Origin of the sequence: Cryobacterium levicorallinum (assembly GCF_004402405.1) — a bacterium.
GTDB classification, from domain to species: Bacteria; Actinomycetota; Actinomycetes; order Actinomycetales; family Microbacteriaceae; genus Cryobacterium; species Cryobacterium levicorallinum.
Genome location: NZ_SOFE01000023.1, coordinates 357895 through 381611, shown reverse-complemented (window position 1 = coordinate 381611; position 23717 = coordinate 357895). Strand labels below are relative to the sequence as shown.

Sequence of the window (23717 nt, the reverse complement as noted above, 5' to 3'; positions counted from 1 at the left end):
TACGATACGCCCGATTGGACAAAAAGGCGCGCAGCTGGTAGGAGAAACGTGCAGGCCGAGCTAGGCCTCGCCGAATCCGGATTCCAGCAGGGCCGCGAGGGCGCTGATTGCGGGCCCGGCCGCGGGGTCGGTCGAGGCCAGATGCACGCGACTCCCCCGGGCCAGCCCGAGCGACATAATGCTGAGCAGGCTCGTCGCGTCCGTGCCGTTCACCGTGAGGGGCACCGCGAAGGTGCTCGCGAGGCTCACGAATTCCGCCGCCGGACGAGCGTGCAGACCGTCCCTGTTCACCAAGATCACAGTGCGGGAGATCTCCCCAGCCTCGCCTGGATCTGCGGTCCCGGCATCGGCACTAGGCTCGCCCGCGTGGGCCGGCTGAAGTGCATAGCGCGCGGCTGCCACGACGGCCTTGAGATCTCCCCCGATTTCCGCGGCGACCGCCGCCGCAACCCCACCTTCGACGAGCGGAGCATCCACAATCTGTACCTGATCCTGCTTCGCCTGGTCGAGAAAATCGCGGGCCATTTCCGCGGTCAGAATGGCCGAGCCAAGATCGCACAAAATCACCACACCGGCGCCACCCTCCGCCTCGGCCAGTGCCGTCGTGATCATATCGAAGCTCGTTCCGATTGTGCCCTCGTCGGTGCCACCGGCAGCGACGAGTCGCACGGTCGGTGCCATCTGACGGGCCAGTTCAACCAGTCCCGCCGCGATCTTCGCGCTGTGCGAGACGAAAACCAGGCCAACCCGGTCAGCGGATGCCGGCACGCTCACTCCGTCACCCGGGTCGCGTCGACGGCGGCGCGTAGCAGGAGCGCCGTCGACTGTGCGCCCGGATCCCGGTGACCAATCGCGCGCTCACCGAGGTAGCTCGCTCGGCCCTTCCGCGCCACGAGCGGTTCGGTGTCCTGGGCGCCCCGCGCTGCGGCATCCGCTGCCGCTGTCAGCACGGCCGGTGCGCTCCCGCCCGCCGACTGCGCGGCCTGGGCCGCATCGACGGCCGGGCTCCAGGCGTCGATCATGGTTTTGTCCCCCGCCCCGGCTTTGCCGCGCAGGACGATGCCGTCCCTGGCCGCCGTCAGGAGGGCGACGAGCGCCATACCGTCGAGAGTGCCCACGGCAGCAGTTGCGCCGGCGGCCTTCAGAAACGCGGTGCCGTACAGTGGCCCGGCGGCTCCGCCGACGGTGGAGATGAGCGTGGTGGCGAGTAACTTGAGTACGGTACTCGGGGTCGCATCGTCAGCCAGACCATCGAGTTTGGGCAGGACCGCCTGAAAACCACGATCCATGTTTTCGCCGTGATCGCCGTCGCCGATGTCACGATCGAGCGTGTTCAACGCGGCGCGCTCGGCGGCCAACACCTCTGCGCTGCGCCGAATCCACCGCACCGTCCAGGCGGTATCCAGGTCCGAGTTTGTTCTTGCGTCCGGGCTCATCGGCGCCTCCTTCTATCGTCCCCACCGTAGCGCGGCCGTCTGCACCGGTGCATCCCAGAGGGCGGTCAACTCTGCATCCAGCTGCAGCACGGAAATCGACGCCCCCGCCATTTCGAGGCTCGTCGTGTAGTTGCCCACGAGGCAACGCGACACAGTGATGCCCCGCTCGTGCAGTACTGCGACCGCGCGCCGGAACACGATGTATAGCTCCACCAGCGGCGTGCCGCCCATGCCGTTGACCAACAGCAGCACCTGGTCGCCGCTGGCCAACGGCAGGTCCTCCAAAATGGGCATGAGCAGGCGGTCGACGATGGCATCGGCCGGCTCGAGCTTGATGCGTTCCCGGCCGGGCTCACCGTGGATTCCGATGCCGATCTCGATCTCGTCGTCAGCGAGCACGAAGCTCGGCTCGCCGGCGTGCGGCACCACGCACGGCGTCAACGCCACCCCCATCGTGCGTACCCGAGAATTGACCTTTTCGGCCACGGCAACGACAGCAGCCAGGTCATCGCCGCGTTCAGCAGCGGCCCCGGTGATCTTCTCGACCAGCACCGTTCCGGCCACACCGCGGCGTCCCGCGGTATAGAGCGAGTCCTTCACCGCGACGTCATCATTGATGATGACCGTGCGAACCTCAATTCCTTCAGCGGATGCGAGATCGGCTGCGGTCTCGAAATTCAGCACGTCCCCGGTGTAGTTCTTCACGATGTGCAGCACCCCCACTCCGCCGTCGACCGCCTGCGTTGCGGCCAGGATCGGGTCAGGTGTTGGGGACGTGAAAACCGGCCCAGGAACGGCTGCGTCGAGCATTCCGAAACCGACGAATCCGCCGTGCAACGGTTCGTGTCCGCTGCCGCCACCGCTGACGATTCCGACCTTGCCCTTCACAGGTGCATCCGCTCGCACAATGAAAATAGGATCGTGCGAGACCCGCACGATGTCGGCGTGCGCCGTCTCGAACCCGGCGACGGCTTCGTTGACGACGTTCTTCGGATCGTTGATGAGCTTCTTCATGACCAGCCATTCACTCGGTGGTGCCACGGATTGATCGGACGCTTCGCCCCAAGCGCATTTTCCCACGATCAACCTACACGCATCGATCACGCACGGAAAGGGTCGAGGCCAACTCGAACAGCCTATTCCCCTCGATGACACCGCGCGCTATGTTGATGCCATCCGCTCACTTTAGAGGGGCAGCTTCGGCATCCCCGGCCTGACCAGAAAGGTTCTCGTGGACAATATCGGAGCTGTAATGATCTCGGAGGTCGTGGGCACCGCAATGCTGGTTCTGCTCGGAACGGGCGTCGTCGCCAACGTCGCCTTGGCCAAAAACAAGGGCCTCGGCGGGGGGTTTCTCATGGTCACCATCGGTTGGGGCTTCGCGGTCTTCGCCGGTGTCACCGTCGCCTACCGTTCGGGGGCGCACCTGAACCCCGCCGTCACCCTCGGACTGGTCGCCAACGGCGCCACGGAATTCGGCATGGGTGTTCCCGTTAACGTCGTCTCCGTGCTCGCCTACATCGGAGCCCAAATGCTCGGCGCCATCCTGGGCGCTGTCGCGTGCTGGCTGGCCTACAAACAGCACTTCGACGCCGAGCCCGAACCGGCCAACAAGCTCGGTGTCTTCTCCACCGGGCCGGCCATCCGCTCGTACGGTTGGAACCTCGTCACCGAAATCATCGGCACCTTCGTGCTGGTCTTCGTCGTCATCGCCTTCGGCGGCGGTCGTCAGGGTGAGTCCGGCGGTCTCGCAGCGCTCGGAGCCCTTCCCGTGGCCATTCTCGTCATCGTGATCGGCACCTCACTCGGCGGGCCCACCGGCTACGCCATCAACCCGGCTCGTGACCTCGGACCGCGTATCGCCCACTTCATCCTGCCTATCAAGGGCAAGGGCAGCTCTGATTGGTCCTACTCCTGGGTTCCGGTAGTTGGACCGGTCATCGGCGGCCTGCTCGCCGGCTGGACCGCAACGGCACTTCTTCCCCTTCTCGTCTCTTAACCGGCCCACACGGGCCGGTTCCCTTCGTGAGAATCGGCCCGTTTGTGCCGCCACCCGCACGTCTCGCACCAATTTCAAGGAGGACACTGACCCATGACTGACTACATTCTTGCGATCGACCAGGGAACCACCAGTTCGCGCGCCATCATCTTCGACAAGGCCGGATCGATTGTCTCGACCGGGCAGCTGGAGCACGAGCAGATTCTTCCGCAGGCCGGGTGGGTCGAGCACGATCCGAAGGAAATCTGGGACAACACCCGCGAGGTTATTGGCCAGGCGCTGTCCAAGGCCAATCTGACCCGCCACGATATCAAGGCCATCGGCATAACCAACCAGCGCGAGACAGCCGTCGTCTGGGACAAGACCACCGGTATTCCGGTGTACAACGCCATCGTCTGGCAGGACACCCGCACCCAGCCCATTGTCGACCGCCTCGCCGCGGACGGCGGTGTCGAGCGCTTCAAGCAGAAGGTCGGCCTGCCGCTGGCCACCTATTTTTCCGGCACCAAGATCGTCTGGATCCTCGAAAACGTCGAGGGCGCGCGCGCGAAAGCGGATGCCGGCGACCTCCTGTTCGGCACCACCGACTCCTGGGTACTGTGGAATCTCACCGGCGGTGTCGACGGCGGAGTGCACGCGACCGACGTCACCAACGCGAGTCGCACCCTGTTCATGGACCTCGAAACGCTGCAGTGGGACGACGAGATCCTCGCCATCTTCGACGTGCCCCGGTCGATGCTCCCGTCGATTCGTTCCTCATCGGAGGTCTACGGAACAGCCCACACCTCGAGCCTGCTGCGGGAAGTTCCCGTTGCCGGCATCCTCGGCGACCAGCAAGCCGCAACCTTTGGTCAGGCGGCCTTCGACCAGGGCGAGGCGAAGAACACCTACGGCACCGGCAACTTTCTGATCTTCAATACCGGCACCGAGATCGTGCACTCGAAGAACGGGCTGCTCACGACGCTCGGCTACAAGCTCGGCGATGCAGCACCGCACTATGCCCTGGAAGGCTCAATCGCGGTCACGGGTTCCCTGGTGCAGTGGATGCGGGACAACCTCGGCATGATCAGTTCCGCCGCCGAGATCGAGGATCTCGCCAAAACGGTCGACGACAACGGCGGTGCGTATTTCGTGCCGGCGTTCTCCGGCCTGTTCGCGCCTTACTGGCGAGCCGATGCCCGCGGCGCGCTCGTCGGCCTGACCCGGTTCGTCAATAAAGGGCACATCGCCCGGGCAGCGCTCGAGGCAACAGCATTTCAGACTCGGGAGGTGATTGACGCGGTCAATGCCGACTCCGGTGTCCCCCTGACCGAGATCAAGGTCGACGGCGGCATGATCGCCAACAACACCCTCATGCAGTTCCAGGCCGATATTCTCGGTGTTCCCGTGGTGCGCCCCGTCGTCGCCGAGACGACCGCCCTGGGCGCTGCGTACGCGGCCGGCCTCGCCGTCGGGTTCTGGAGTGGGCTCGACGAGCTGCGCACCAACTGGCAGGAGGACAGCCGCTGGACGCCCCAGATGAACGACGAGGAACGCAACCGTCAGCTGCGCAACTGGAAGAAGGCCGTCACCAAGACGTTCGGTTGGGTCGACGAGGACGTGTTGTAGCGGGCGACCGAGTATACGGCGGCCGGGGTCAGATCCGGGTCGCCGCTACCCAGGCGGACAATTTGGCCGTGGCCGCACCGGAGTCAATCGCTTCGGCGGCCACGACCAGCTTGCTGCGAAAACGATCCAAAATCGCAACCTGCACCTGAGCGGGATCGTTGGCGAGATCGAAGGCGACGAGTCCGGCTGCGGCGTTGAGCAGCACGATGTCCCGAATCGGTCCCTGATTGCCGGCCAGCACGGAATGCACGACATCGGCGTTGTGCCGTGGGGAGCCACCAACCAGGTCGCCGATCTGCGCCCGCTTAATGCCGAGGTCACGCGGGTCAATGTCATGTTCGGTTACGAGGCCGCGGGAGACCTCCCAAATGTGGCTGTGCCCGGTCGTGGTCAGCTCGTCGAGCCCGTCGTCACCGCGAAAGACAAGGGCCGTGGCACCGCGGGTCTGAAACACGCCGACGAAGAGGGGAACGCGATCCAGGTTCGCCACTCCGACAGCGGATGCCTCCGGCCTGGCCGGATTGCACAGGGGGCCGAGGTAGTTGAACACGGTGGGGATGCCCAATTCGCTCCGGGTGAGGGCTGCGTGCCTAAAGCCCGGGTGAAAGGCCGCCGCAAAAGCGAAGGTAATTCCGGTCTCCTCAAAGACCTGCGCTACCCGAGCGGCGTCTCGCGACAGGTCAATGCCGAGTTCACCGAGTACGTCTGACGACCCGGAAGCTGAGCTGGCTGCCCGGTTTCCGTGTTTGACAACCGGCACGCCGGCCGCCGCACAGACGATCGATGCCATGGTCGAAATGTTGACCGTGCCGAACTGGTCGCCGCCGGTTCCGACAATGTCGAGCGCCATCGGATTGACGGGGAGTTCAATGGCATGCTCCAGCACGGCATCCCGAAAACCGACGATCTCATCGACGGTCTCTCCCTTGGCCCGCAAAGCGACCAGGAAGGCTCCGAGTTGGGAGGGGCTGGCCTCGCCGAGCATGATCCGTTCCATGCTCCATGCGGCGTCTGCCACGCTCAGGTCCCGACCGGACAGGAGGGAATCTAAAATCTTTGGCCAAGTCTGGGATTCGAGCATGTTTTCGATCTTAGGAGAACGGGCCCGACTCGCCCGAATTCACAACGAAACCACCCGGGAAAAGAACCACTCCATCGGGCATAAAAGGTCACTTGCATGGCAGATTGAGAAAAACTTGGGGGAATATCAGCCATAATAGAGGGGTGACCAGCACCTCAATTACTCAGACGGCGAGTGCGCCCGTTGTGAACCGGCCTAACAGCGTGGCTGTGGGCACCATTGTGTGGTTGGGCAGCGAAGTGATGTTCTTCGCGGGGCTCTTCGCCATCTACTTCACACTTCGTTCGACCTCATCCGAGCTCTGGCTCTTCGAGGCGGACAAACACAATTTCACCTTTGCGTTGATCAACACACTCGTGTTGGTGTCTTCGTCGGTGACCTGCCAGTTCGGGGTGTTTGCCGCCGAGCGGCTGCAGGCCCGGTCCACCGGCTGGAAGCCGAGCGAGTGGGGCATGGTCGAGTGGTTCTTCCTCACCTACGCCCTCGGCGCGATCTTCGTCACCGGCCAGGTGTTCGAATACGCCACGCTGGTGTCCGAGGGAATCTCACTCTCCTCCAACGCCTACGGTTCAGCCTTCTACATCACGACCGGCTTCCACGGAATTCACGTGACGGCGGGCCTGATCGCCTTCCTTCTGATTATTGGGCGCGGTTTCGCGGTCAAGAACTTCGGACACAAGGAAGCCACCAGCGCCATCGTGGTTTCGTACTACTGGCACTTCGTCGACGTCGTCTGGATCGGGCTCTTCCTGGTCATCTACGTTCTTAAATAGAAGTTCTTACTGAGAAACGGGAGCGGACTACTTCAGCATGACCACGATCAAAAAGACTCGAGCACACCGACCAAGTAAAACCGGACGTCGCCACCCGCTCGCCAGCGTTGCCCTCATCGCCATCGGACTGCTGTTCACCGGAGGTGCCTATGCGGCCTTCAGCACCAGCACCGCCGTTGCGACAACAGATGCTTCCTCCCAGCAGACCATCGCTGAGGGCGAAAAGCTCTTCGCCGCAAACTGTGCAACCTGCCATGGACTGAGCGCCCAGGGTTCCACAGAAGGCCCCAGCCTGATCGGAGTCGGCGCAGCGTCGGTCGACTTCCAGGTCGGCACCGGACGGATGCCCATGCAGATGCAGGGCCCGCAGGCACAGAAGAAGCCGGTGCAGTTCACGTCTGAGCAAATCGCAGCTCTCGCGGCCTACGTTGCTTCGCTGGCTCCCGGCCCCGCAATTCCGGCGGCTGAATTGCTCGACGCTGCTGCTGGCGATGCGGCAAACGGCGCAGAGCTGTTCCGCATCAACTGCGCGATGTGCCACAACGTGGCCGGCGCCGGCGGCGCCCTGACCGAGGGTAAGTTCGCCCCCGCGATCGAGAACGTGTCGGCGCAGCACATCTACGAGGCCATGATCACCGGCCCGCAGAACATGCCCGTCTTCAACGACATGAACATCACGCCGGAAGATAAGCGCGACATCATCACCTACCTCAAGTACGTCGAGGACAACCCGTCTCCGGGCGGCTTAGCACTCGGTTCCCTGGGGCCGGTGGCTGAGGGCCTCTTCATCTGGATCTTCGGGCTGGGCGCAATCGTGGCCCTGACCGTGTGGATCACCGCAAAATCCAACTGATGACCGGGAATCGGTCTTGACCAGTTCCCCCGTTTCACCCGAACGCCGCGCAGCACGAGCGCGCAGAGTATTTTCACAGCCCACAAAGGAGAACAATGGTCAAGGACGATAACGGCGCGGAGGACGTAACCGCCGCCGACTCGCCTGGCGACTCGCTTGCTCCAATCGCCGCAAGCACCGCCGTCGTCACACGGGATTCCCTGGTCAACCCGGGGTTCCCACCGCATCGTCCGCGCATCACCGACCTTGACCACAAGGAAGAGCGCAAAGCGGAGCGCGCTGTCTACACGTTGTTCTACGTTTCCATCGTGGGTAGTGTTTTCGCGATCGCCGCCTACATGGCCTTTCCCATCGTCCCGGAAGATCCGGGATCCGTACGCCTGAACAACCTGTTCATCGGTCTTGGGCTCAGCCTCGCGTTACTCGCCATCGGTATCGGTGCTGTGCACTGGGGCAAGGCCCTCATGAGTGATCATGAAGGCGTTGACGAACGCCACCCGGTTCGCGGAACCGAACCCGTTCGGGCCCGCGCCGTGGAGATATTTCAGCAGGCAAATGAAGAATCCGGCTTCGGTCGTCGCACGCTCATTCGTAACAGCCTGATCGGCGCGCTCGTCGTCTTCCCGCTGCCTGCCGTTGTCTTGTTCCGCGGGCTCGGTCCGATGGACCAGAACCCCGTCGACCTTCTAAACGAAACCATGTGGAAAAAGGGTGTCCGCCTGACCATGGACCCGAGCGGCACACCGATCAAGGCCTCGGATGTCACGTTGGGATCGTCCTTCCACGTCATACCGGAAGGGCTGTCCGAGATGGAGCATGGTCGCCTGGAAGAAAAGGCCAAGGCAGCCGTCCTCCTAATTCGTATGGACCCAGCGGACCTGGTAGAATCAGAGGAACGCAAGACCTGGTCCTACCAGGGCATCGTGGCGTACTCAAAGATTTGCACCCACGTAGGATGCCCGGTGGCACTGTATGAACAGCACACCCATCACCTGCTTTGCCCGTGTCACCAGTCGCAGTTCGACGTTGAGAACCACTGCAAGGTCATCTTCGGACCGGCGAAGCGGGCACTACCCCAGCTCCCGATTGCCGTGGACGCTGAGGGCTACCTGATCGCGCAGAGCGATTTCACTGAACCAGTCGGCCCGAGTTTCTGGGAGCGAGCATGACAACCGTAAACACCCGCGAATCTGCTGGGGATCAAACCGTCGGGGCGAAGAAGACCGGTGGCTTCACCGCCACGGCCGCCAACTACATCGACGAGCGCACAAGCATCTCTGGCGCGGTCAAAGAACTTGGTCGCAAGATCTTCCCTGACCACTGGTCCTTCCTCCTCGGCGAAGTTGCGCTCTACAGCTTCGTTATCATCCTGCTGTCCGGGTCTTTCCTGACCTTCTTCTTCCAGGCTTCCATGGCGGAGGTCGTCTATGACGGTTCCTACGCGCCGCTCAAGGGCATCCCGATGTCGGTAGCGATGTCGTCGACCATGGACATTTCGTTTGACATTCGCGGCGGCCTGCTCATGCGCCAGGTACACCACTGGGCAGCTCTTCTGTTTGTCGCCGCCATCGGGCTGCACATGCTGCGGATCTACTTCACCGGTGCGTTCCGCAAGCCGCGCGAGCTCAACTGGGTCATCGGGTTCATCCTATTCATCCTCGCAATGGCTGAAGGATTCACCGGCTACTCCCTCCCTGACGACCTGCTCTCCGGTAACGGCCTGCGCATCATCGACGGTCTGGTCAAGGGCATCCCGGTTATCGGAACCTGGACCTCCTTCTTGCTCTTCGGCGGCGAATTCCCCGGCACCGATATAGTCGGACGGCTGTACTCGCTGCACATCCTGTTGCTGCCGGCGATCATCGTCGCGTTGATCGCGATGCACCTCCTCTTCGTCGTCGTGCACAAGCACACCCAGTACCCGGCGGCCGGACACACCAACCAGAATGTGGTCGGATATCCGGTGCTCCCCGTGTACGCTGCCAAGGCCGGTGGGTTCTTCTTCATCGTCTTCGGCGTCGTCATGTTGATCGCGTCCCTATTCACGATCAACCCGATCTGGAATTATGGTCCGTATGACCCGTCACCGGTGTCTGCCGGTACTCAACCCGACTGGTATATCGGTTTCGCTGACGGCGCCATGCGCCTGATTCCCCCGGGGTGGGAGGTCGTGTGGCTGAACCACACCTACTCGCTCAACATCGTGGTCGTACTGGCCGTGGTCGGACTATTCATCGTCACCGTCATGGTCTACCCCTTCATCGAAGCCTGGATCACCGGGGACAAGCGCGAGCACCACGTACTGGATCGTCCGCGCAACGCCCCGACCCGCACCGCTATCGGTGCTGCCGGCGTCACGTTCTACGCCTCACTCTGGGCGGCGGCCTCGTCGGACATCATGGCCACGCATTTCCACCTCACCATGGAAGGTGTTATCCACACCCTCCAGGCCACAACGTTGCTGGGACCGATTCTGGCTTTCTTCATCGCCAAGCGCGTCTGCCTCGCGTTGCAGAAGAAGGACCGCGAGATTGTACTGCACGGCTACGAGTCAGGCCGCATCGTTCGACTGCCCGGCGGCGAGTTCGTCGAAGTGCACCAGCCGGTCGATGAGTACGAGCGCTGGAAGCTGGTGAGTTACAGCGACTTCAAGCCACTCATGCTTCGGCCCAACGCCCAGGGCAAGATCGGCCCCGCCGAGAAAGTTCGCGCCGGACTGTCCCGCTGGTTCTTCGAAGACCGGATCACTCCGGTCACGCAGACCGAGCTGAATCGCGCTCATGGCGACCACCCCTCAGCGATCACCGACCAGGAACACCAGTCGGCGATCACCGATAAGTAGCGCTCTTCAGGCACCACCACAGATCGGGCATCGATGTCACTCCAGACGTTATCGGAGTGGCTTCGGTGCCCGAACTGCTTTCTGCCCCTCGCTCCGACGGGCGCACTCCGATTGGGATGCAGCACGGGGCATTCCTTTGACGTCAACAAGCGCGGTTTCATCAACCTCCTCACCGGCCCGCCCAAGTTCATCGGCGACAGCGCAGCCATGCTCGATGCCCGCGACAGTTTCCTCGCAGCCGGCTGGTACAAGCCGCTCCAGGCCGCCATTCGCACCGTCATTTCCCCCGAGCATCCCCGACGTATTCTGGACGTAGGCTGCGGTACCGGCTACTATCTGCGCGAGGCATTGCCCCTAGGCGAGGACGTCCGGGCGCTCGGCATGGACCTCTCCCCCACTGCGGTGAGCCGAACCATCCGCTCGCATGACCGCATCGACGGGCTGGTAGCAGATGTCTGGTCCCCGCTGCCCGTGCAGGGCGCGTCGGTCGATGTCATCCTCAACGTTTTCGCGCCCCGCAATGCTGCGGAATTCCATCGCGTTCTCCGACCTGGCGGGCTGCTGCTCGTGGTGGTCCCTCGACCGACGCATTTGCGAGAGCTCCGGCGGGCCGGCCTGGCCGTGGAGATGCAGGCTGACAAGGCCGCGCACCTCGAAGCCAGCCTCGCGGCTTGGTTCGCCCTGGAGAGTGCCCAGCACCTCGAACAAACCGTAGCGCTCTGCGTGGCCGAGGTGGCCTCGCTCATCGGCATGGGACCGTCGTCGCACCACGCTGCACCGACGGGTCATGAGCCGGCCCCCGCTTCGGCGCAGGACGTGACGATCGCATTCGACATCTTCGGGTTTCGGCGCCGCGCCACGGACCCGCGCTGACACAGCCCGACCGGGACATTTCCTGCGCTGGTACGCTCCGGCCCGGAGACTGCCCGGCGCTGTCACAGCCTGACCAAAACATGCACCTGCCCTGACACGGCGTGGCCGAACGTTAAACGACGATACCGACCTGCCAGCAGCAGCAGATCGGTATCGGTTGGTGTTGTGTGCTTAGCGGGCGAACAGGCCGCGGTAGTACTCGTACACCCATCCGGTCAGGGAGACCAGACCCAGGCCGAGTCCAATGAAGGAGACCCAGAAACCCACCGCGAGACCGAGGAAGACGAGCGCCGTGGCGGCGGCCAAGAAGATCGGCCACCAGCTCCACGGGCTGAAGAAGCCCATCTCGGGATCCCCGTCGTCGACGTTCCCATCGAGACGGTCCTCGGGAAGCTCCGCACCCTGAGCGGCGTGCACCTTGTCCAGGTAGAAGGCGACGAAGGCCGTGAGCAGCGTGGACAGGCCAAGCATGAACGTTCCGGCCCACTCAATCTGGCCGTGGAAGGGATCGAGCAGGCCCCAGACGACGTACACAACCGTGACGATTCCGAAGAAGACGGTGAGCACCCAGAGCAGGTTGACGTTGGTCTTCACTTATTTCACCTGATTCGAGTCGATGTCGTAGACGGGCGCATCGGGCGCATCCTTGCCGGGTCCGATTCCGACGGGGATGCCAGCTTCGGGGTGGTTGAGGTCGAAGGCCGGGCGTTCGGACCGAATGCGGGGAATGGAGGTGAAGTTGTGTCGCGGCGGCGGGCAGGACGTAGCCCACTCGAGCGAGGAGCCGTAGCCCCACGGGTCGTTGACCGTGACCAGGGGCGCCTTGCGGGCCGTGATGTACACGTTCAGGAAGAACGGGATCATGGACACGGCGAGGATCATGGCGCCAATGGTTGATACCTGGTTCATCCAGGTGAAACCATCCTCTGGCGAGTAGGTGGCGTACCGACGCGGCATTCCCATAACTCCGAGCCAGTGCTGGATCAGGAATGTGGTGTGGAAGCCGATGAACAGCAACCAGAAGTGCCACTTGCCGAGACTCTCGTTGAGCATCTTGCCGGTCCACTTGGGCCACCAGAAGTAGAACCCGCTGAACATGGCGAATACGACGGTACCGAAGACCACGTAGTGGAAGTGGGCGACGACGAAGTAGGTGTCGGATACGTGGAAGTCGAGCGGCGGCGAGGCCAGAATCACGCCGGTGAGACCACCGAAGGTGAACGTGACGAGAAAGCCGATGGCCCAGATCATGGGCGTCTCGAAGGTCAGCGACCCTCGCCACATGGTGCCGATCCAGTTGAAGATTTTCACCCCGGTGGGGACCGCGATGAGCATGGTCATGAGCGAGAAGAACGGTAGCAGCACCGAGCCGGTGACGTACATGTGGTGCGCCCAGACCGAGATAGACAGCGCGGCGATGGAGATGGTCGCGTAGATCAGCGTCTTGTACCCGAACATCGGCTTGCGGCTGAACACCGGAAAGACTTCGGACACGATGCCGAAGAACGGCAGGGCGATAATGTACACCTCGGGGTGTCCAAAGAACCAGAACAAGTGTTGCCAGAGTATGGCACCACCGTTTGCCGAGTCGTAGATGTGCGAGCCGAAGATCCGGTCGGATGCGGCAGCGAGCATGGCTGCGGCAAGCACCGGGAACACCATCAAGGCAAGCAGGGCCGTGATGAGCGTGTTCCAAGTGAAGACGGGCATCCGCCACATCGTCATTCCAGGGGCGCGCATGGTGATAATTGTGGTGATGAAGTTGACCGAGCCGAGAATGGTACCGAAGCCCGACAGGCCCAGCCCGACCATCCACAGGTTGCCGCCGATTCCCGGTGAGAATGTCGTGCTGGCGAGCGGCTGGTAGGCGAACCATCCGAAGGACGCAGCACCCTGCGGGGTCAGGAACCCGGCAACGGCGATGAGGCTGCCGAAGTTGAAGAACCAGTACGCGAGCGCGTTGAGGCGCGGGAACGCAACGTCGGGAGCGCCGATCTGCAGCGGAACGAGGAAGTTGGCGAATCCGAAGAACAGCGGTGTCGCGAACATCAGCAACATGATTGTGCCGTGCATCGTGAACAGCTGGTTGTACTGCTCCTTCGTCTGCACGACGTCGAGTCCGGGGGCGAACAGCTGGGCGCGAATGATGAGTGCCATGACGCCGCCGAGGCAGAAGTAGATGAACGACGTGATCAGGTACATGTACCCGATGACTTTGTGGTCGGTGGAGGTGATCCACCGAACGAGGATATTTCCCTTGGGCTCCGCAGACGGAGAGACCGGCAGTGCCGGACGTGACTCGACTGGTGCGATGGTCGTGCTCATGGTTTAGTTGCCCTCCGGAGCCGTCGGGGCACTCGTGCCCGGCTGATTCTGATTGCGGTCGTAATTGTTGTCGAGCTGGCCGACGTTGCCCGCGGAACGCAGAGTCTGGATGTAGGTGTCGTAGTCCTCCTGAGAGACGACCTCGACGTTGAAGAGCATGAGCGAGTGGTACTCGCCGCACAGCTCGGCACACTTGCCCTTGAAGGTACCGATGCGTTCGGGGATGACCGACATGTAGTTGGTCTTGCCGGGAACGACGTCCTTCTTGTACAGGAAATCGATGACCCAGAAGGAGTGGATGACATCGCGAGATTCGAGAGCGATTTCAACCTTCTGGTCGACGGGCAGAACCAGGACGGGAAGTTCGGACTCGATGAGTGAACCGCGTTCACCGTCGGGATCCGGCTGGCCCTGAATGCCCGGTGAATAGACGTCTTCGTCGACATAGTTGAAGTCCCAGGCCCACTGCTTGGCCTGCACCTCGATCTTGACGTCGGGGGTCTCGAATCGGGTCTCAATGGCGATCTGGTCGCGAACCGTGAATGCGAAGAATCCGACGACCAGGATGAGCGGCACGACCGTGTAGAAAATCTCGATCGGCATGTTGTAGCGAAGCTGAACCGGGAGTCCGGTCTGGCCCTTCCTGCGGCGGTAGACCACGATTGTCCAGATGATCAGCCCCCAGGTGATGAGGCCGACGACGAGGAGAACGATCCACCCCGTGGTCCACAGTCCGGCGATGCGATCGGTCTGATTGCTGACCGGCGCTTCACCCTCTTCAATAAAGCCGGGCAGGAAGCCGTGGAGCTGGGCCTGCGTGCATCCGGCCAGTACAACGGCTAACGTCGCTGCGAGCGGAATAGCAGCCCAACGAAGGCGGTGATTATTGCGCACCGGGGGACCTTTCGGGAGATTCGAGGACACTTCTCAGGAAGTGTTTTGATCCATCCCAGCCTACTCCGCGAGAACGTGCCCGACGTGCACCCTCGGGTCGTGGCGGCGAGGTTTTCTGCAGCGCCACCGCTGATGGCTGGCTAAATTAGGCGAGACCACGGGAAAACGGCGGGGGAATGACGGGCTGAAAGCAAAAAAGGCAGGAACATTATCGGGTGATAATGTTCCTGCCCTGCAGGTTTTCTAAAGCGGATGCTTAGCTGAAGGAATCGCCGCAGGCGCAGCTGCCGCCGGCGTTCGGGTTGTCAATGGTGAACCCCTGCTTCTCGATCGTGTCTTCAAAGTTGATCGAGGCGCCATCGAGGTACGGGACGCTCATCTTATCCACGACGACCTCGACACCGTCGAAGTCGACGACGGCATCGCCATCGAGAACCCGCTCGTCGAAGTACAGCTGGTAGATCAGGCCGGAGCATCCGCCGGGCTGCACGGCGACGCGCAGACGGAGGTCTTCGCGGCCTTCCTGGGTCAGCAGGCTGCGCACCTTGAGTGCCGCGACCTCGGTGAGGGCGATGCCGTGCGCGGCGCTATGCGTCGCTATGTCAGCGGAGCTGATAGTCGGGGTCATGGTGTCGGTCATGCTTCTCCTTGGTTCGCGCAGTGACTGCTTCGCACGCAGGTTTTGGTCTTGACAATGCTATCCGGGACAACCAGAAAGTCGACCTGGGCATTCCCACGCTCTCATATTTCCCTGAGCGAGGTTCTCGAGGTCAATGCCCGGTGCGCTCATTCAGGCGACCGAGCAGGAAGGCTTCACTCAGTACGGCCCGTTTAAAAACTCCCAGGTGCAGGGATTCATTCGGGCTGTGTGCGCGGGAGTCGGGGTCTTCCACGCCAGTCACGAGAATCTGGGCGGCCGGAAAAACGCGCACCAAGTCGGCGATGAACGGTATCGAACCGCCGACGCCAATGTCCACCGGCGGCGTGCCCCAGGCATCCGTCATGGCCGTTCGCGCTTCGGTCACGGCCCAGCCGCTGGTGTCGACCAGGAAGGGTTCGCCGGTGTCGATATCGTCGATCTCGACTGACGCGCCGAAGGGGGCGTGCTCACGCAGGTGCGTTTCGATGGCGACCGCGGCCTCGACTGAGGACTGCCCGGGGGCGATGCGCGTGCTGATTCGAACGCTGACGCTCGGTGTGAGCGTGTTCGACGCGTTGTCGACGCTCGGGGCGTCGATGCCGGTGACGGTGAGAGCCGGCTGCGACCAGATTCGACTGAGAATGGAACCGTGTCCGATCGGGCTGACGCCGGGCAACAGCCCGGTCTCGGCGCGCAGCTGCTCCTCGGAGTAGTCGGGGGTGGGCACGTCGATGCTGGTCAGTCCGGCGACGGCAACCGAACCGTCATCGCCGTACAGCGTCGCGAGCAGTTTGATCATGGCCAGCATGGCGTCCGGGATTGCTCCGCCGAACATGCCGGAGTGCGAAGCATGCTCGAGCGTGCGCACGGTCAACCGCAGGGTGACGTTTCCGCGTAGTGCAGTCGTGATGGCGGGCGTGTTCACGTCCCAGTTGTTGGAATCGGCCACGACGATAACATCGCCGCGCAGGGCTTCGCGGTTTTCGTTCAGGAACGTGGCGAACGAGCGGCTGCCGAACTCTTCTTCGCCCTCGATGAACAGCGCGAGCCCCAGATCGAAGTCGCGGCCGACAGCGGCGACGAGAGCTCGAATGGAGGCGATGTGCGCCATCACCCCGGCCTTGTCGTCGGCGGCACCGCGCCCGTAAAGCCGGTCGCCGCGGACGGTTGGGGTGAACGGGTCGGACTCCCAGTCTTCGTCCTTGCCGGGAGGCTGAACGTCGTGGTGAGCGTAGAGGAGCACGGTCGGCCGGCCGTTGCGCGCCGGACGAGAGGCGAGAATGGCGGGCTGGCCGACTTCGGTCCCGCCCGGTATACCTGCCTGCACGATGTCGACGGACTCGAACACGTCGAGGTGGCGCACGAGAGCGACTACGGCGTCGGCGCTGGCGGCGACGTGGGCACGGTCGAAAGCGGCCCAGGATACCGACGGGATGCGCACCAACGCGCACAGGTCGGCGATCGTGGTGGGGAGCCCCTGCTCGACGGCGGTGCGGAGGGCGTTTTGCGCCCCCGAATCCGCTTCCGAGTGTGCGGCGGAGCCCGTGGTTGGGGAATTTGTCTGTGGGTTACCAGTCATACGGGTAATCTTAAAGCACCCAATTGCAAGGATTTGATGTGGCTAAGACTCCCGTAAACCCCGACGCCCAGCCGTCGATTGAAAGCGCAGACGAGACCGCAGCGCGCCTCGGTCTCGCGCCCACTGCCGGCAAGGGTCAGGCGACCCCCACCCGCAAGAAGCAGGAAGCGGCCAACAAGCGCCCGCTGGTGCCGGACGACCGCAAGCTCGCCGCCAAGCAGGCGCGCGCCAAATCCACAGCAGCTCGGGATGTCGCTCGGGCCGGCATGGCTGCCGGAGTCGACAAATATCTGCCGCTGCGCGAACGCGGTCCGCAGAAGCGCTACGCCCGCGACTACGTCGACGCGCGGTTCAACGTCGGCGAACTGATGATCCCGATCATGTTCCTGGTGATTCTGCTCACGACGATTCCGAGCATTGACGTCTACGCGATCTTCGCGCTCTGGGCATTCTTCATCCTCGCCGTTATCGACTGCGTCGCACTCGGCTTCATTCTCACCAAGAAGATCGAGGCCAAATTCGGCGAGGACAAGGCCGAGCGCATCCGCTGGTATGCAGCCATGCGCGCGCTGCAGCTGCGGCCGATGCGTTTGCCCAAGCCGCAGGTCAAGCGCCGTCAGTACCCGGTCTGACCGCTCCGGCGCCCCACGCGGGGCGCCGGAGTGTCTTCGCTATCGTTCGAAGGCACCAGCACGAATCAGCGGCACGCGCACTTCCTCATCGGTGAGGGAACCGTGCTGCCCGATCATGTTGCGCGCCTTCTGGTTCGCCGGCCGGGAATCGTAGTAGGCGATGCCCTTGCGGGCGGCAATGAGCACATCGCCAATGCGCGGCAGCACCTCGTCGGCGACGCGCCCGTAGAGGCCGGCCGCCACCGCCTCAGCGCGAGTGTAGACCCAGGCGCGATCCCCCTGCGACTGCCGCCAGGCATCCGCGAGTGAGTCAGCGTCGACCGCGGATTGCTTCGGTTCGAGGTAGAGCTGCACGCAGCGCGGGTCCCCCGCCACGTGGCGAACCCCGGCGACGAGTGCCGGCTCGGTGTCCAACAGAACGTGTTTGGTGCTCGGCACGTCGATCACGCCGTGGTCCGCGGTGAGAAGCAGCCCCTCATCGGAGCGCAGAGTCGCCGCGAACCGGGTCACCTCCGAGTCGAGGTACTCGAGCACGGCCAGCCAGCGGTCCGATTCCCAGCCGTGCGCGTGGGCGACAACGTCAAGTTCAGCGACGTACAGGTAGATCAGGGCGGTGGGGTTCTCATTCAGGATCCTGCGCGCAGCGGTAAAACGATCGGCCACCTTCTCGGCGGACACGTACTGAGCCCCGCGCAATACCGCCTGGGTGAAGCCCGAGTCCAAAAACTTTTTCGGGCCGACGGCGAAGCTGGGAACGTTGTCGTCGGCGGCCCGGTCGAAAACGGTCCGGGCCCGCTGCCAGGTCGCGGGCTGCATACCCGCGTCCCAGCCGGTCAACTGGTTGACGACCCGGTCGCGAGCCGCATCGAGCACCTGGTAGCCGACCAGACCGTGCTGGCCCGGTTCCACCCCGGTGGTCAAAGTCGCTATCCCCGCCACGGTCGTTGCCGGGAAGACCCCGTCGATAATGCTGGATTTATTGAGGCGGGAAGCCAGAAAACGGGCGTGCCCGGCCCGAGCCCGGATCGAGCTGACGCCGAGGCCGTCCGCCAGAATCACGACCGCTTTGCGCACCGCGGGCAACCCGAGCGAATTCGGTCTGGCACAGACGGCATCGAGAGAACTGGTGAGAACATCGGCCAGGCGCAGGGCACTGAATTGGCGGGCCGGTAGCATGGTGGGCATCGGGTTCTATTCTTTCACAGGGACGAACCCGCGCCCTCCAGCGCTCCCGAGAGCGCCCCAGACGTAGTGCAGCACGACCGGATCGCTCGGTCGCCGCCGCACGCTTGAAGCAGAATTCGCGAATGAGCCGCTCAGATAGCACCACACCCGACACCAGCACAGCCAGCACCGAACGCATCGAGGACGTCGATGTCTCGGTCGAGATGCAGGGGTCTTTCCTCGAATACGCCTATTCGGTGATCTACTCGCGCGCCCTACCCGACGCCAGGGACGGTCTCAAGCCGGTGCAGCGACGCATCCTGTACCAGATGAACGAAATGGGATTGCGCCCCGACAAGGGGCACGTGAAGAGTGCCCGTGTTGTCGGTGAGGTGATGGGCAAGCTGCACCCGCACGGCGACACCGCCATCTATGACGCCCTCGTGCGCATGGCACAGTCATTCTCGCTTCGGGTGCCGCTGATCGACGGACACGGCAACTTCGGTTCTCTCGACGACGGGCCGGCTGCTCCCCGCTACACCGAAGCCCGTCTGGCGGCCCCGGCCCTCGCCATGACCGAGAACCTCGACGAAGACGTCGTCGACTTCGTGCCCAACTACGACAACCAGCTGACCCAGCCCGATGTGTTGCCGGCTGCTTACCCCAACCTGCTGGTCAACGGCACGAGCGGCATCGCCGTCGGCATGGCGACCAACATGGCACCGCACAATCTGATCGAGGTCGTCGGAGCGGCCCGGCATTTGCTCGCGCACCCGAACGCGACCCTGGACGACGTCATGGAGTTCGTGCCGGGGCCCGACCTGCCCACCGGCGGCACGATAGTCGGTCTGGCTGGCATCAAGGATGCCTACAGCACCGGCCGTGGAAGCTTCAAGACCCGAGCGCGCGTCTCGGTCGAGTCGATCAGCGCTCGTAAGACCGGGCTCGTCGTGACCGAACTCCCCTATCTGGTCGGCCCGGAAAAGGTGATCGAGAAGATCAAGGACGGCGTCAACTCGAAGAAGCTCAGCGGCATCTCCGACGTCACCGACCTGACCGACCGCACCAAGGGGCTTCGTCTCGTCATCGGTATCAAGACCGGGTTCAGCCCCGACGCCGTGCTCGAGCAGCTCTACCGCTACACCCCGCTCGAAGACTCGTTCAATATCAACGCAGTCGCCCTCGTCAACGGAGCCCCGCAGACCCTCGGCCTGCTCGAATTGCTGCACGTCTACGTCAATCACCGCATCGAGGTCGTCACCCGCCGCTCCGCCTACCGGCTGGCCCGCCGCAAGGAACGCCTGCACCTCGTGCTCGGCCTGCTCGTGGCCATTCTCGACATTGACGAGGTCATCCAGGTGATTCGCGCGAGCGACGACACCGAGCAGGCGCGCGCCAAACTCATCGACGTGTTCGACCTGAGCCAGATCCAGGCCGAGTACATTCTCGAACTTCGGCTGCGTCGCCTCACCAAATTCTCCCGCATCGAACTCGAAGCCGAACGCGACCAGTTGGTCGCCGAGATCGCCAAGCTGGAAAAGCTGCTGTCCTCCAAGGCCGCCATCCGCTCCCTGGTCTCCGAAGAGCTCGGTGCCGTCGCCGAAAAATTCGGCACCCCGCGCCGCACGGTATTGACCGAGGCCAAGCCGAGCATCGCCGGCCTCTCGGTCGCCGCCGCCAAACGCCAGGCGGCCGTGCTCGAGGTGCAGGACATCGCTACCCGCATTTTCCTGAGCGCGACCGGTCGCATCGCCCGGGTCGACCTGGTCGCGGTCGACGATTCACTTCCGCAGCGAATCCAGCCGCCCCAGCGACGCAGCAAGCACGACGCCGTACTCTCCACGCTGGACACGACGAGCCGCACCGAGGTAGGCGCGGTGACCAACCGGGGTCGCCTCATCCGCTTCTCCCCAGTTGATTTGCCCGTGATGCCGCCGACGTCGATTCAACTCGCCGCCGGGGTGCGAATCAGCGAGTACCTCGTGCTGTCCGATAAGAAGGAACACGTACTCGGCATCATCTCCCTCGACTCCGATCGGGCGATTGCACTCGCCACCCGCCAGGGAGTCGTGAAGCGCGTCACTCCCGGGGACTGGGCCAACAAGCCCGACTTCGAGATCGTCGCGCTTAAACCGAAGGACGAAGTGGTCGGCGCGGTCCAGGGCGGCGAGGACGACGACCTCGTCTTCATCACCTCCGACGCCCAACTCTTGCGCTTCACCGCCTCCGGTGTGCGTCCACAGGGCCGGGCAGCTGGCGGCATGGCCGGTATCAAGCTGGCGCCGGGTGAGACGGTCGTCTTCTTCACGAGCCTGTCGACCGATGACGTCGCCACGGCGATCGTCGCGACGGTCGCGGCGAGCAGTCAGACCCTGCCGGGGACCGATCCCGGCAGCGCCAAGCTGAGCGACTTCTCTGAGTACCCGGCCAAGGGGCGAGCCACCGGAGGTGTGCGTGCCCAGCGTTTCCTGAAGGGCGAAGATACGCTCGCCGTCGCCTGGGTCGGGCCAGCGCCGGCGCGGGCCGTCGGTCCGGACGGTACTCCCCGTGCCCTCCCCGAGTCCGGATCCCGCCGAGACGCATCCGGGGTCATGCTTGACGCCATCATCGGAGCCATTGGCTCCGAAATATAGGCTCGACGGGCGTAGCTGTGGAGCGGATCCGGCCCGATTCATTGCGAGTTAAGGAAGAACGAATCGCCGCCACTCTCCGGGCCCAAAAACACGCGGTAGTTTTTCGGCGACCGGAAGAGACCTCCTGAATTAGCCCCCGGTGCGCGTCCATGGACTGGGCTCCGAGCCAAAGCGGGTGTCCGCCTAGACGTCGATGCGATCGCGGGAGAGCTTGTCGGAGCTGTCGATGATGAACTCCTTGCGCGGGGCCACATCGTTCCCCATGAGCAGTTCGAACACCTTGCCGGCCGCCTCGGCATCGTCGACGCGCACCCGGCGCAGGGTGCGGTGGGCGCGTTCCATGGTCGTTGTCGCGAGCTGGTCGGCATCCATTTCGCCGAGGCCCTTGTAGCGCTGGATCGGGTCTTGGTAGCGGCGATTCTTCTTCTCGAGCGCCGTCAACACCGCGTGCAACTCGGTTTCGGAATAGGTATAGATGGTCTCGTTGGGCTTGCTGCCCGGGTTTATCACGACCACCCGGTGCAGCGGCGGCACCGCAGCGAACACGCGGCCCTCGGTGATCATCGGGCGCATGTAGCGAAAGAACAGGGTGAGCAGCAGGGTACGAATATGGGCGCCGTCGACATCGGCGTCGCTCATGATGATGACCTTGCCGTAGCGCGCCGCCGCCAGGTCGAAGCTACGCCCGGAGCCGGCACCGATCACCTGGATGATCGAGGCACACTCGGTGTTGGAGAGCATGTCCGAAACGGATGCCTTCTGCACGTTCAGAATCTTGCCGCGGATCGGCAGCAGCGCCTGATGCTCACTGTCGCGCGCGAGCTTGGCGGTGCCGAGCGCTGAGTCGCCCTCGACGATGAACAGCTCACTCGTGGACACGTCGTTGCTGCGGCAATCGACCAGCTTGGCCGGCAGGGAGGAACTCTCCAGGGCGTTCTTACGCCGCTGGGTTTCCTTGTGCGCCCTGGCGGAGATGCGCGACTTCATTTCGGCGACGATCTTGTCGAGCAACAGCGCCGACTGCGTTTTGTCGTCACGTTTTGCCGAGGCATAGCGCTCCGCCATGGCCTTGGCGACAACGCTGGCAACGATCGCCCGCACGGCCGGCGTGCCGAGCACCTCTTTCGTCTGGCCCTCGAACTGCGGTTCGGGCAGGCGCACGGTGAGCACGGCGGTGAGGCCGGCCATCACGTCGTCCTTGTCGAGCTTGTCGCTGCCGACCTTGAGCCGACGGGCATTCAGCTCCAGCTGACCGCGCAGAAATTTAAGCAGCCCGGCGTCGAAGCCGGCCTGGTGCGTGCCTCCCTTCGGCGTGGCGATGATGTTCACGAAACTCTGCACGATTGTGTCGTAGCCGGTCCCCCAGCGCAGGGCGATATCCACCTCGCAGTCGCGCACGAGTTCGGTGGGCACCATGGCGCCCTTGTCGGTGAGCACCGGTACGGTTTCGCTGAAGGTGCCGCTGCCGGTCAGCCGCCAGGTGTCGGTGATCGGGGCATCCGTCGCAAGATGCTCGACGAATTCGCTGATCCCGCCATCGAACTGGAACAGGCTGACCACCTGCTCTTCGGTGCGCCGGTCGGCGACCTCGATCGCCAGGCCCGGAACCAGGAACGCCGTCTGCCGGGCCCGGTTCAGCACCTCGTCGGTCTGAAAGGCTGCACCTTTGGTGAAAATCTGCCGGTCGGCCCAATAGCGGATGCGGGTGCCCGTGACGCCGCGCTTGACCTTGCCGATCACCCGCAGCTCGCTCTGGTTCTCAAACGGAGTGAACGGGGCGTCCGGACTTTTCTCCCCCGTGTCGGCGAACAGGCCGGGCTCTCCGCGGTGGAAGGACATGGCCCAGGTCTTGCCGTCCCGGTCGACCTCGACATCGAGACGTTCGGACAGGGCGTTGACGACGGATGCTCCGACCCCGTGCAATCCGCCGGACGCGGCATAGGATCCGCTGCCGAACTTGCCGCCGGCATGCAGTTTGGTGAAGACGACCTCGACGCCGGTCAGGCCGGTCTTGGGTTCGATATCGACCGGGATACCGCGGGCCGTGTCGCGCACCTCGACGCTCTTATCGGGGTGCAGCTCGATATTGATGCTCGCGCCGTGGCCACCGAGGGCCTCGTCAACCGAGTTGTCGATGATCTCCCACAGGCAGTGCATCAGACCGCGAGAGTCGGTCGAGCCGATGTACATGCCGGGGCGTTTGCGCACTGCCTCCAGTCCTTCGAGGACGGATAGGTGGCGCGCAGAATAGTCAGAACTCACAACAACCAAGAATACCGGGGCCAACCGGGGTGCCTTCGCGCATCGCCTGCCGCGCCTCGTGTCTCGCGTGGGTCACAACTGAGCAACATGGCTACGCGGTGAGCGAAATAGCACCCAATCACC

20 protein-coding genes are annotated in these 23717 nt (G+C 63.5%); 9 read left to right on the top strand and 11 right to left on the bottom strand.

Going from position 1 to position 23717, the window contains the following annotated elements; translation table 11 throughout:
• Window positions 1-60 precede the first annotated feature (60 nt).
• Genes dhaM through dhaK form a run of 3 tightly spaced genes read right to left on the bottom strand, consistent with a single transcriptional unit; the run spans window position 61 to window position 2450 of the window.
• A complete protein-coding gene (dhaM, locus tag E3O11_RS13820; protein WP_241994731.1) occupies window positions 61-768 on the bottom strand; it encodes a dihydroxyacetone kinase phosphoryl donor subunit DhaM in 708 nt (235 codons plus the stop codon).
• Between the two features lie 2 nt (window positions 769-770).
• Window positions 771-1436 (bottom strand): dihydroxyacetone kinase subunit DhaL, encoded by a 666-nt coding sequence (dhaL, locus tag E3O11_RS13815; RefSeq protein ID WP_092448614.1) that lies wholly within the window; start codon window positions 1434-1436, stop codon window positions 771-773.
• 12 nt (window positions 1437-1448) lie between these two features.
• Window positions 1449-2450, bottom strand: coding sequence for a dihydroxyacetone kinase subunit DhaK (dhaK, locus tag E3O11_RS13810; RefSeq protein ID WP_092448615.1), 1002 nt, complete (start codon window positions 2448-2450; stop codon window positions 1449-1451).
• A gap of 238 nt (window positions 2451-2688) precedes the next feature.
• Between dhaK and E3O11_RS13805 the strand changes: the two genes are divergently transcribed.
• Both E3O11_RS13805 and glpK read left to right on the top strand, forming a co-directional pair.
• Entirely contained in the window at window positions 2689-3435 is a 747-nt protein-coding gene (locus E3O11_RS13805; protein WP_092448616.1) for an MIP/aquaporin family protein, read from the top strand.
• Between the two features lie 93 nt (window positions 3436-3528).
• Window positions 3529-5043 carry a glycerol kinase GlpK gene (glpK, locus tag E3O11_RS13800; protein ID WP_092448617.1) on the top strand — a complete coding sequence of 505 codons (1515 nt, stop codon included), beginning with the start codon at window positions 3529-3531 and terminating at the stop codon, window positions 5041-5043.
• Between the two features lie 28 nt (window positions 5044-5071).
• Here the strand turns inward: glpK and trpD are convergent, their stop codons facing one another.
• Entirely contained in the window at window positions 5072-6124 is a 1053-nt protein-coding gene (gene trpD / locus E3O11_RS13795) for an anthranilate phosphoribosyltransferase (RefSeq protein ID WP_092448618.1), read from the bottom strand.
• 143 nt (window positions 6125-6267) lie between these two features.
• On the opposite strand from trpD, the gene ctaE reads away from it, so the two are divergent.
• From ctaE to E3O11_RS13770, 5 genes are all read left to right on the top strand, one after another.
• The gene (gene ctaE / locus E3O11_RS13790; protein ID WP_241978832.1) at window positions 6268-6897 is read left to right on the top strand and encodes an aa3-type cytochrome oxidase subunit III; all 630 of its coding nucleotides are present in this window, start codon (window positions 6268-6270) and stop codon (window positions 6895-6897) included.
• A 37-nt stretch (window positions 6898-6934) separates the two neighbouring features.
• Window positions 6935-7750: a cytochrome bc1 complex diheme cytochrome c subunit gene (qcrC, locus tag E3O11_RS13785; RefSeq protein ID WP_092448619.1), complete on the top strand. Its 816-nt coding sequence runs from the start codon at window positions 6935-6937 to the stop codon at window positions 7748-7750.
• Between the two features lie 95 nt (window positions 7751-7845).
• Window positions 7846-8919, top strand: a complete 1074-nt coding sequence (gene qcrA / locus E3O11_RS13780) for a cytochrome bc1 complex Rieske iron-sulfur subunit (RefSeq protein WP_092448620.1) — start codon at window positions 7846-7848, stop codon at window positions 8917-8919.
• Window positions 8916-10592 (top strand): cytochrome bc1 complex cytochrome b subunit, encoded by a 1677-nt coding sequence (gene qcrB, locus E3O11_RS13775; RefSeq protein ID WP_092448621.1) that lies wholly within the window; start codon window positions 8916-8918, stop codon window positions 10590-10592. Before qcrA ends, qcrB begins: the two co-directional genes overlap by 4 nt.
• Window positions 10593-10625: 33 nt before the next feature.
• Window positions 10626-11465 carry a methyltransferase domain-containing protein gene (locus E3O11_RS13770; RefSeq protein WP_092448622.1) on the top strand — a complete coding sequence of 280 codons (840 nt, stop codon included), beginning with the start codon at window positions 10626-10628 and terminating at the stop codon, window positions 11463-11465.
• 171 nt (window positions 11466-11636) lie between these two features.
• On the opposite strand, the gene E3O11_RS13765 is transcribed toward E3O11_RS13770, so the two are convergent.
• The 5 genes from E3O11_RS13765 to E3O11_RS13745 form a co-directional block, all read right to left on the bottom strand.
• Window positions 11637-12059: a cytochrome c oxidase subunit 4 gene (locus E3O11_RS13765; RefSeq protein ID WP_092448623.1), complete on the bottom strand. Its 423-nt coding sequence runs from the start codon at window positions 12057-12059 to the stop codon at window positions 11637-11639.
• Window positions 12060-13790 carry an aa3-type cytochrome oxidase subunit I gene (gene ctaD, locus E3O11_RS13760; RefSeq protein WP_092448624.1) on the bottom strand — a complete coding sequence of 577 codons (1731 nt, stop codon included), beginning with the start codon at window positions 13788-13790 and terminating at the stop codon, window positions 12060-12062.
• Between the two features lie 3 nt (window positions 13791-13793).
• On the bottom strand, window positions 13794-14684 hold the full coding sequence (ctaC, locus tag E3O11_RS13755; RefSeq protein WP_092448625.1) for an aa3-type cytochrome oxidase subunit II: 891 nt from the start codon (window positions 14682-14684) through the stop codon (window positions 13794-13796).
• 256 nt (window positions 14685-14940) lie between these two features.
• Window positions 14941-15312: an iron-sulfur cluster insertion protein ErpA gene (erpA, locus tag E3O11_RS13750; RefSeq protein WP_370257105.1), complete on the bottom strand. Its 372-nt coding sequence runs from the start codon at window positions 15310-15312 to the stop codon at window positions 14941-14943.
• A gap of 142 nt (window positions 15313-15454) precedes the next feature.
• Window positions 15455-16903: a dipeptidase gene (locus E3O11_RS13745; RefSeq protein WP_092448627.1), complete on the bottom strand. Its 1449-nt coding sequence runs from the start codon at window positions 16901-16903 to the stop codon at window positions 15455-15457.
• Between the two features lie 38 nt (window positions 16904-16941).
• Between E3O11_RS13745 and E3O11_RS13740 the strand changes: the two genes are divergently transcribed.
• Window positions 16942-17535, top strand: a complete 594-nt coding sequence (locus E3O11_RS13740) for a DUF3043 domain-containing protein (RefSeq protein ID WP_092448628.1) — start codon at window positions 16942-16944, stop codon at window positions 17533-17535.
• A gap of 39 nt (window positions 17536-17574) precedes the next feature.
• Here the strand turns inward: E3O11_RS13740 and E3O11_RS13735 are convergent, their stop codons facing one another.
• Window positions 17575-18720, bottom strand: a complete 1146-nt coding sequence (locus tag E3O11_RS13735; RefSeq protein WP_241991028.1) for an alkaline phosphatase family protein — start codon at window positions 18718-18720, stop codon at window positions 17575-17577.
• 122 nt (window positions 18721-18842) lie between these two features.
• Here E3O11_RS13735 and E3O11_RS13730 point away from each other — a divergent pair, with 122 nt between their 5' ends.
• On the top strand, window positions 18843-21332 hold the full coding sequence (locus E3O11_RS13730; RefSeq protein ID WP_092448629.1) for a DNA gyrase/topoisomerase IV subunit A: 2490 nt from the start codon (window positions 18843-18845) through the stop codon (window positions 21330-21332).
• Between the two features lie 183 nt (window positions 21333-21515).
• On the opposite strand, the gene E3O11_RS13725 is transcribed toward E3O11_RS13730, so the two are convergent.
• A complete protein-coding gene (locus tag E3O11_RS13725; RefSeq protein WP_092448630.1) occupies window positions 21516-23594 on the bottom strand; it encodes a DNA gyrase/topoisomerase IV subunit B in 2079 nt (692 codons plus the stop codon).
• Window positions 23595-23717: the final 123 nt, after the last annotated feature.

Coding starts and splice junctions, on each gene's coding strand:
- qcrA (WP_092448620.1), top strand. CDS start 7,846: ATGGTCAAGGACGATAACGGCGCGGAGGACGTAACCGCCGCCGACTCG.
- erpA (WP_370257105.1), bottom strand. CDS start 15,312: ATGACCCCGACTATCAGCTCCGCTGACATAGCGACGCATAGCGCCGCG.
- E3O11_RS13805 (WP_092448616.1), top strand. CDS start 2,689: ATGATCTCGGAGGTCGTGGGCACCGCAATGCTGGTTCTGCTCGGAACG.
- E3O11_RS13730 (WP_092448629.1), top strand. CDS start 18,843: ATGAGCCGCTCAGATAGCACCACACCCGACACCAGCACAGCCAGCACC.
- ctaD (WP_092448624.1), bottom strand. CDS start 13,790: ATGAGCACGACCATCGCACCAGTCGAGTCACGTCCGGCACTGCCGGTC.
- E3O11_RS13735 (WP_241991028.1), bottom strand. CDS start 18,720: ATGCCCACCATGCTACCGGCCCGCCAATTCAGTGCCCTGCGCCTGGCC.
- E3O11_RS13770 (WP_092448622.1), top strand. CDS start 10,626: ATGTCACTCCAGACGTTATCGGAGTGGCTTCGGTGCCCGAACTGCTTT.
- trpD (WP_092448618.1), bottom strand. CDS start 6,124: ATGCTCGAATCCCAGACTTGGCCAAAGATTTTAGATTCCCTCCTGTCC.
- glpK (WP_092448617.1), top strand. CDS start 3,529: ATGACTGACTACATTCTTGCGATCGACCAGGGAACCACCAGTTCGCGC.
- dhaK (WP_092448615.1), bottom strand. CDS start 2,450: ATGAAGAAGCTCATCAACGATCCGAAGAACGTCGTCAACGAAGCCGTC.
- qcrB (WP_092448621.1), top strand. CDS start 8,916: ATGACAACCGTAAACACCCGCGAATCTGCTGGGGATCAAACCGTCGGG.
- dhaL (WP_092448614.1), bottom strand. CDS start 1,436: ATGAGCCCGGACGCAAGAACAAACTCGGACCTGGATACCGCCTGGACG.
- qcrC (WP_092448619.1), top strand. CDS start 6,935: ATGACCACGATCAAAAAGACTCGAGCACACCGACCAAGTAAAACCGGA.
- E3O11_RS13745 (WP_092448627.1), bottom strand. CDS start 16,903: ATGACTGGTAACCCACAGACAAATTCCCCAACCACGGGCTCCGCCGCA.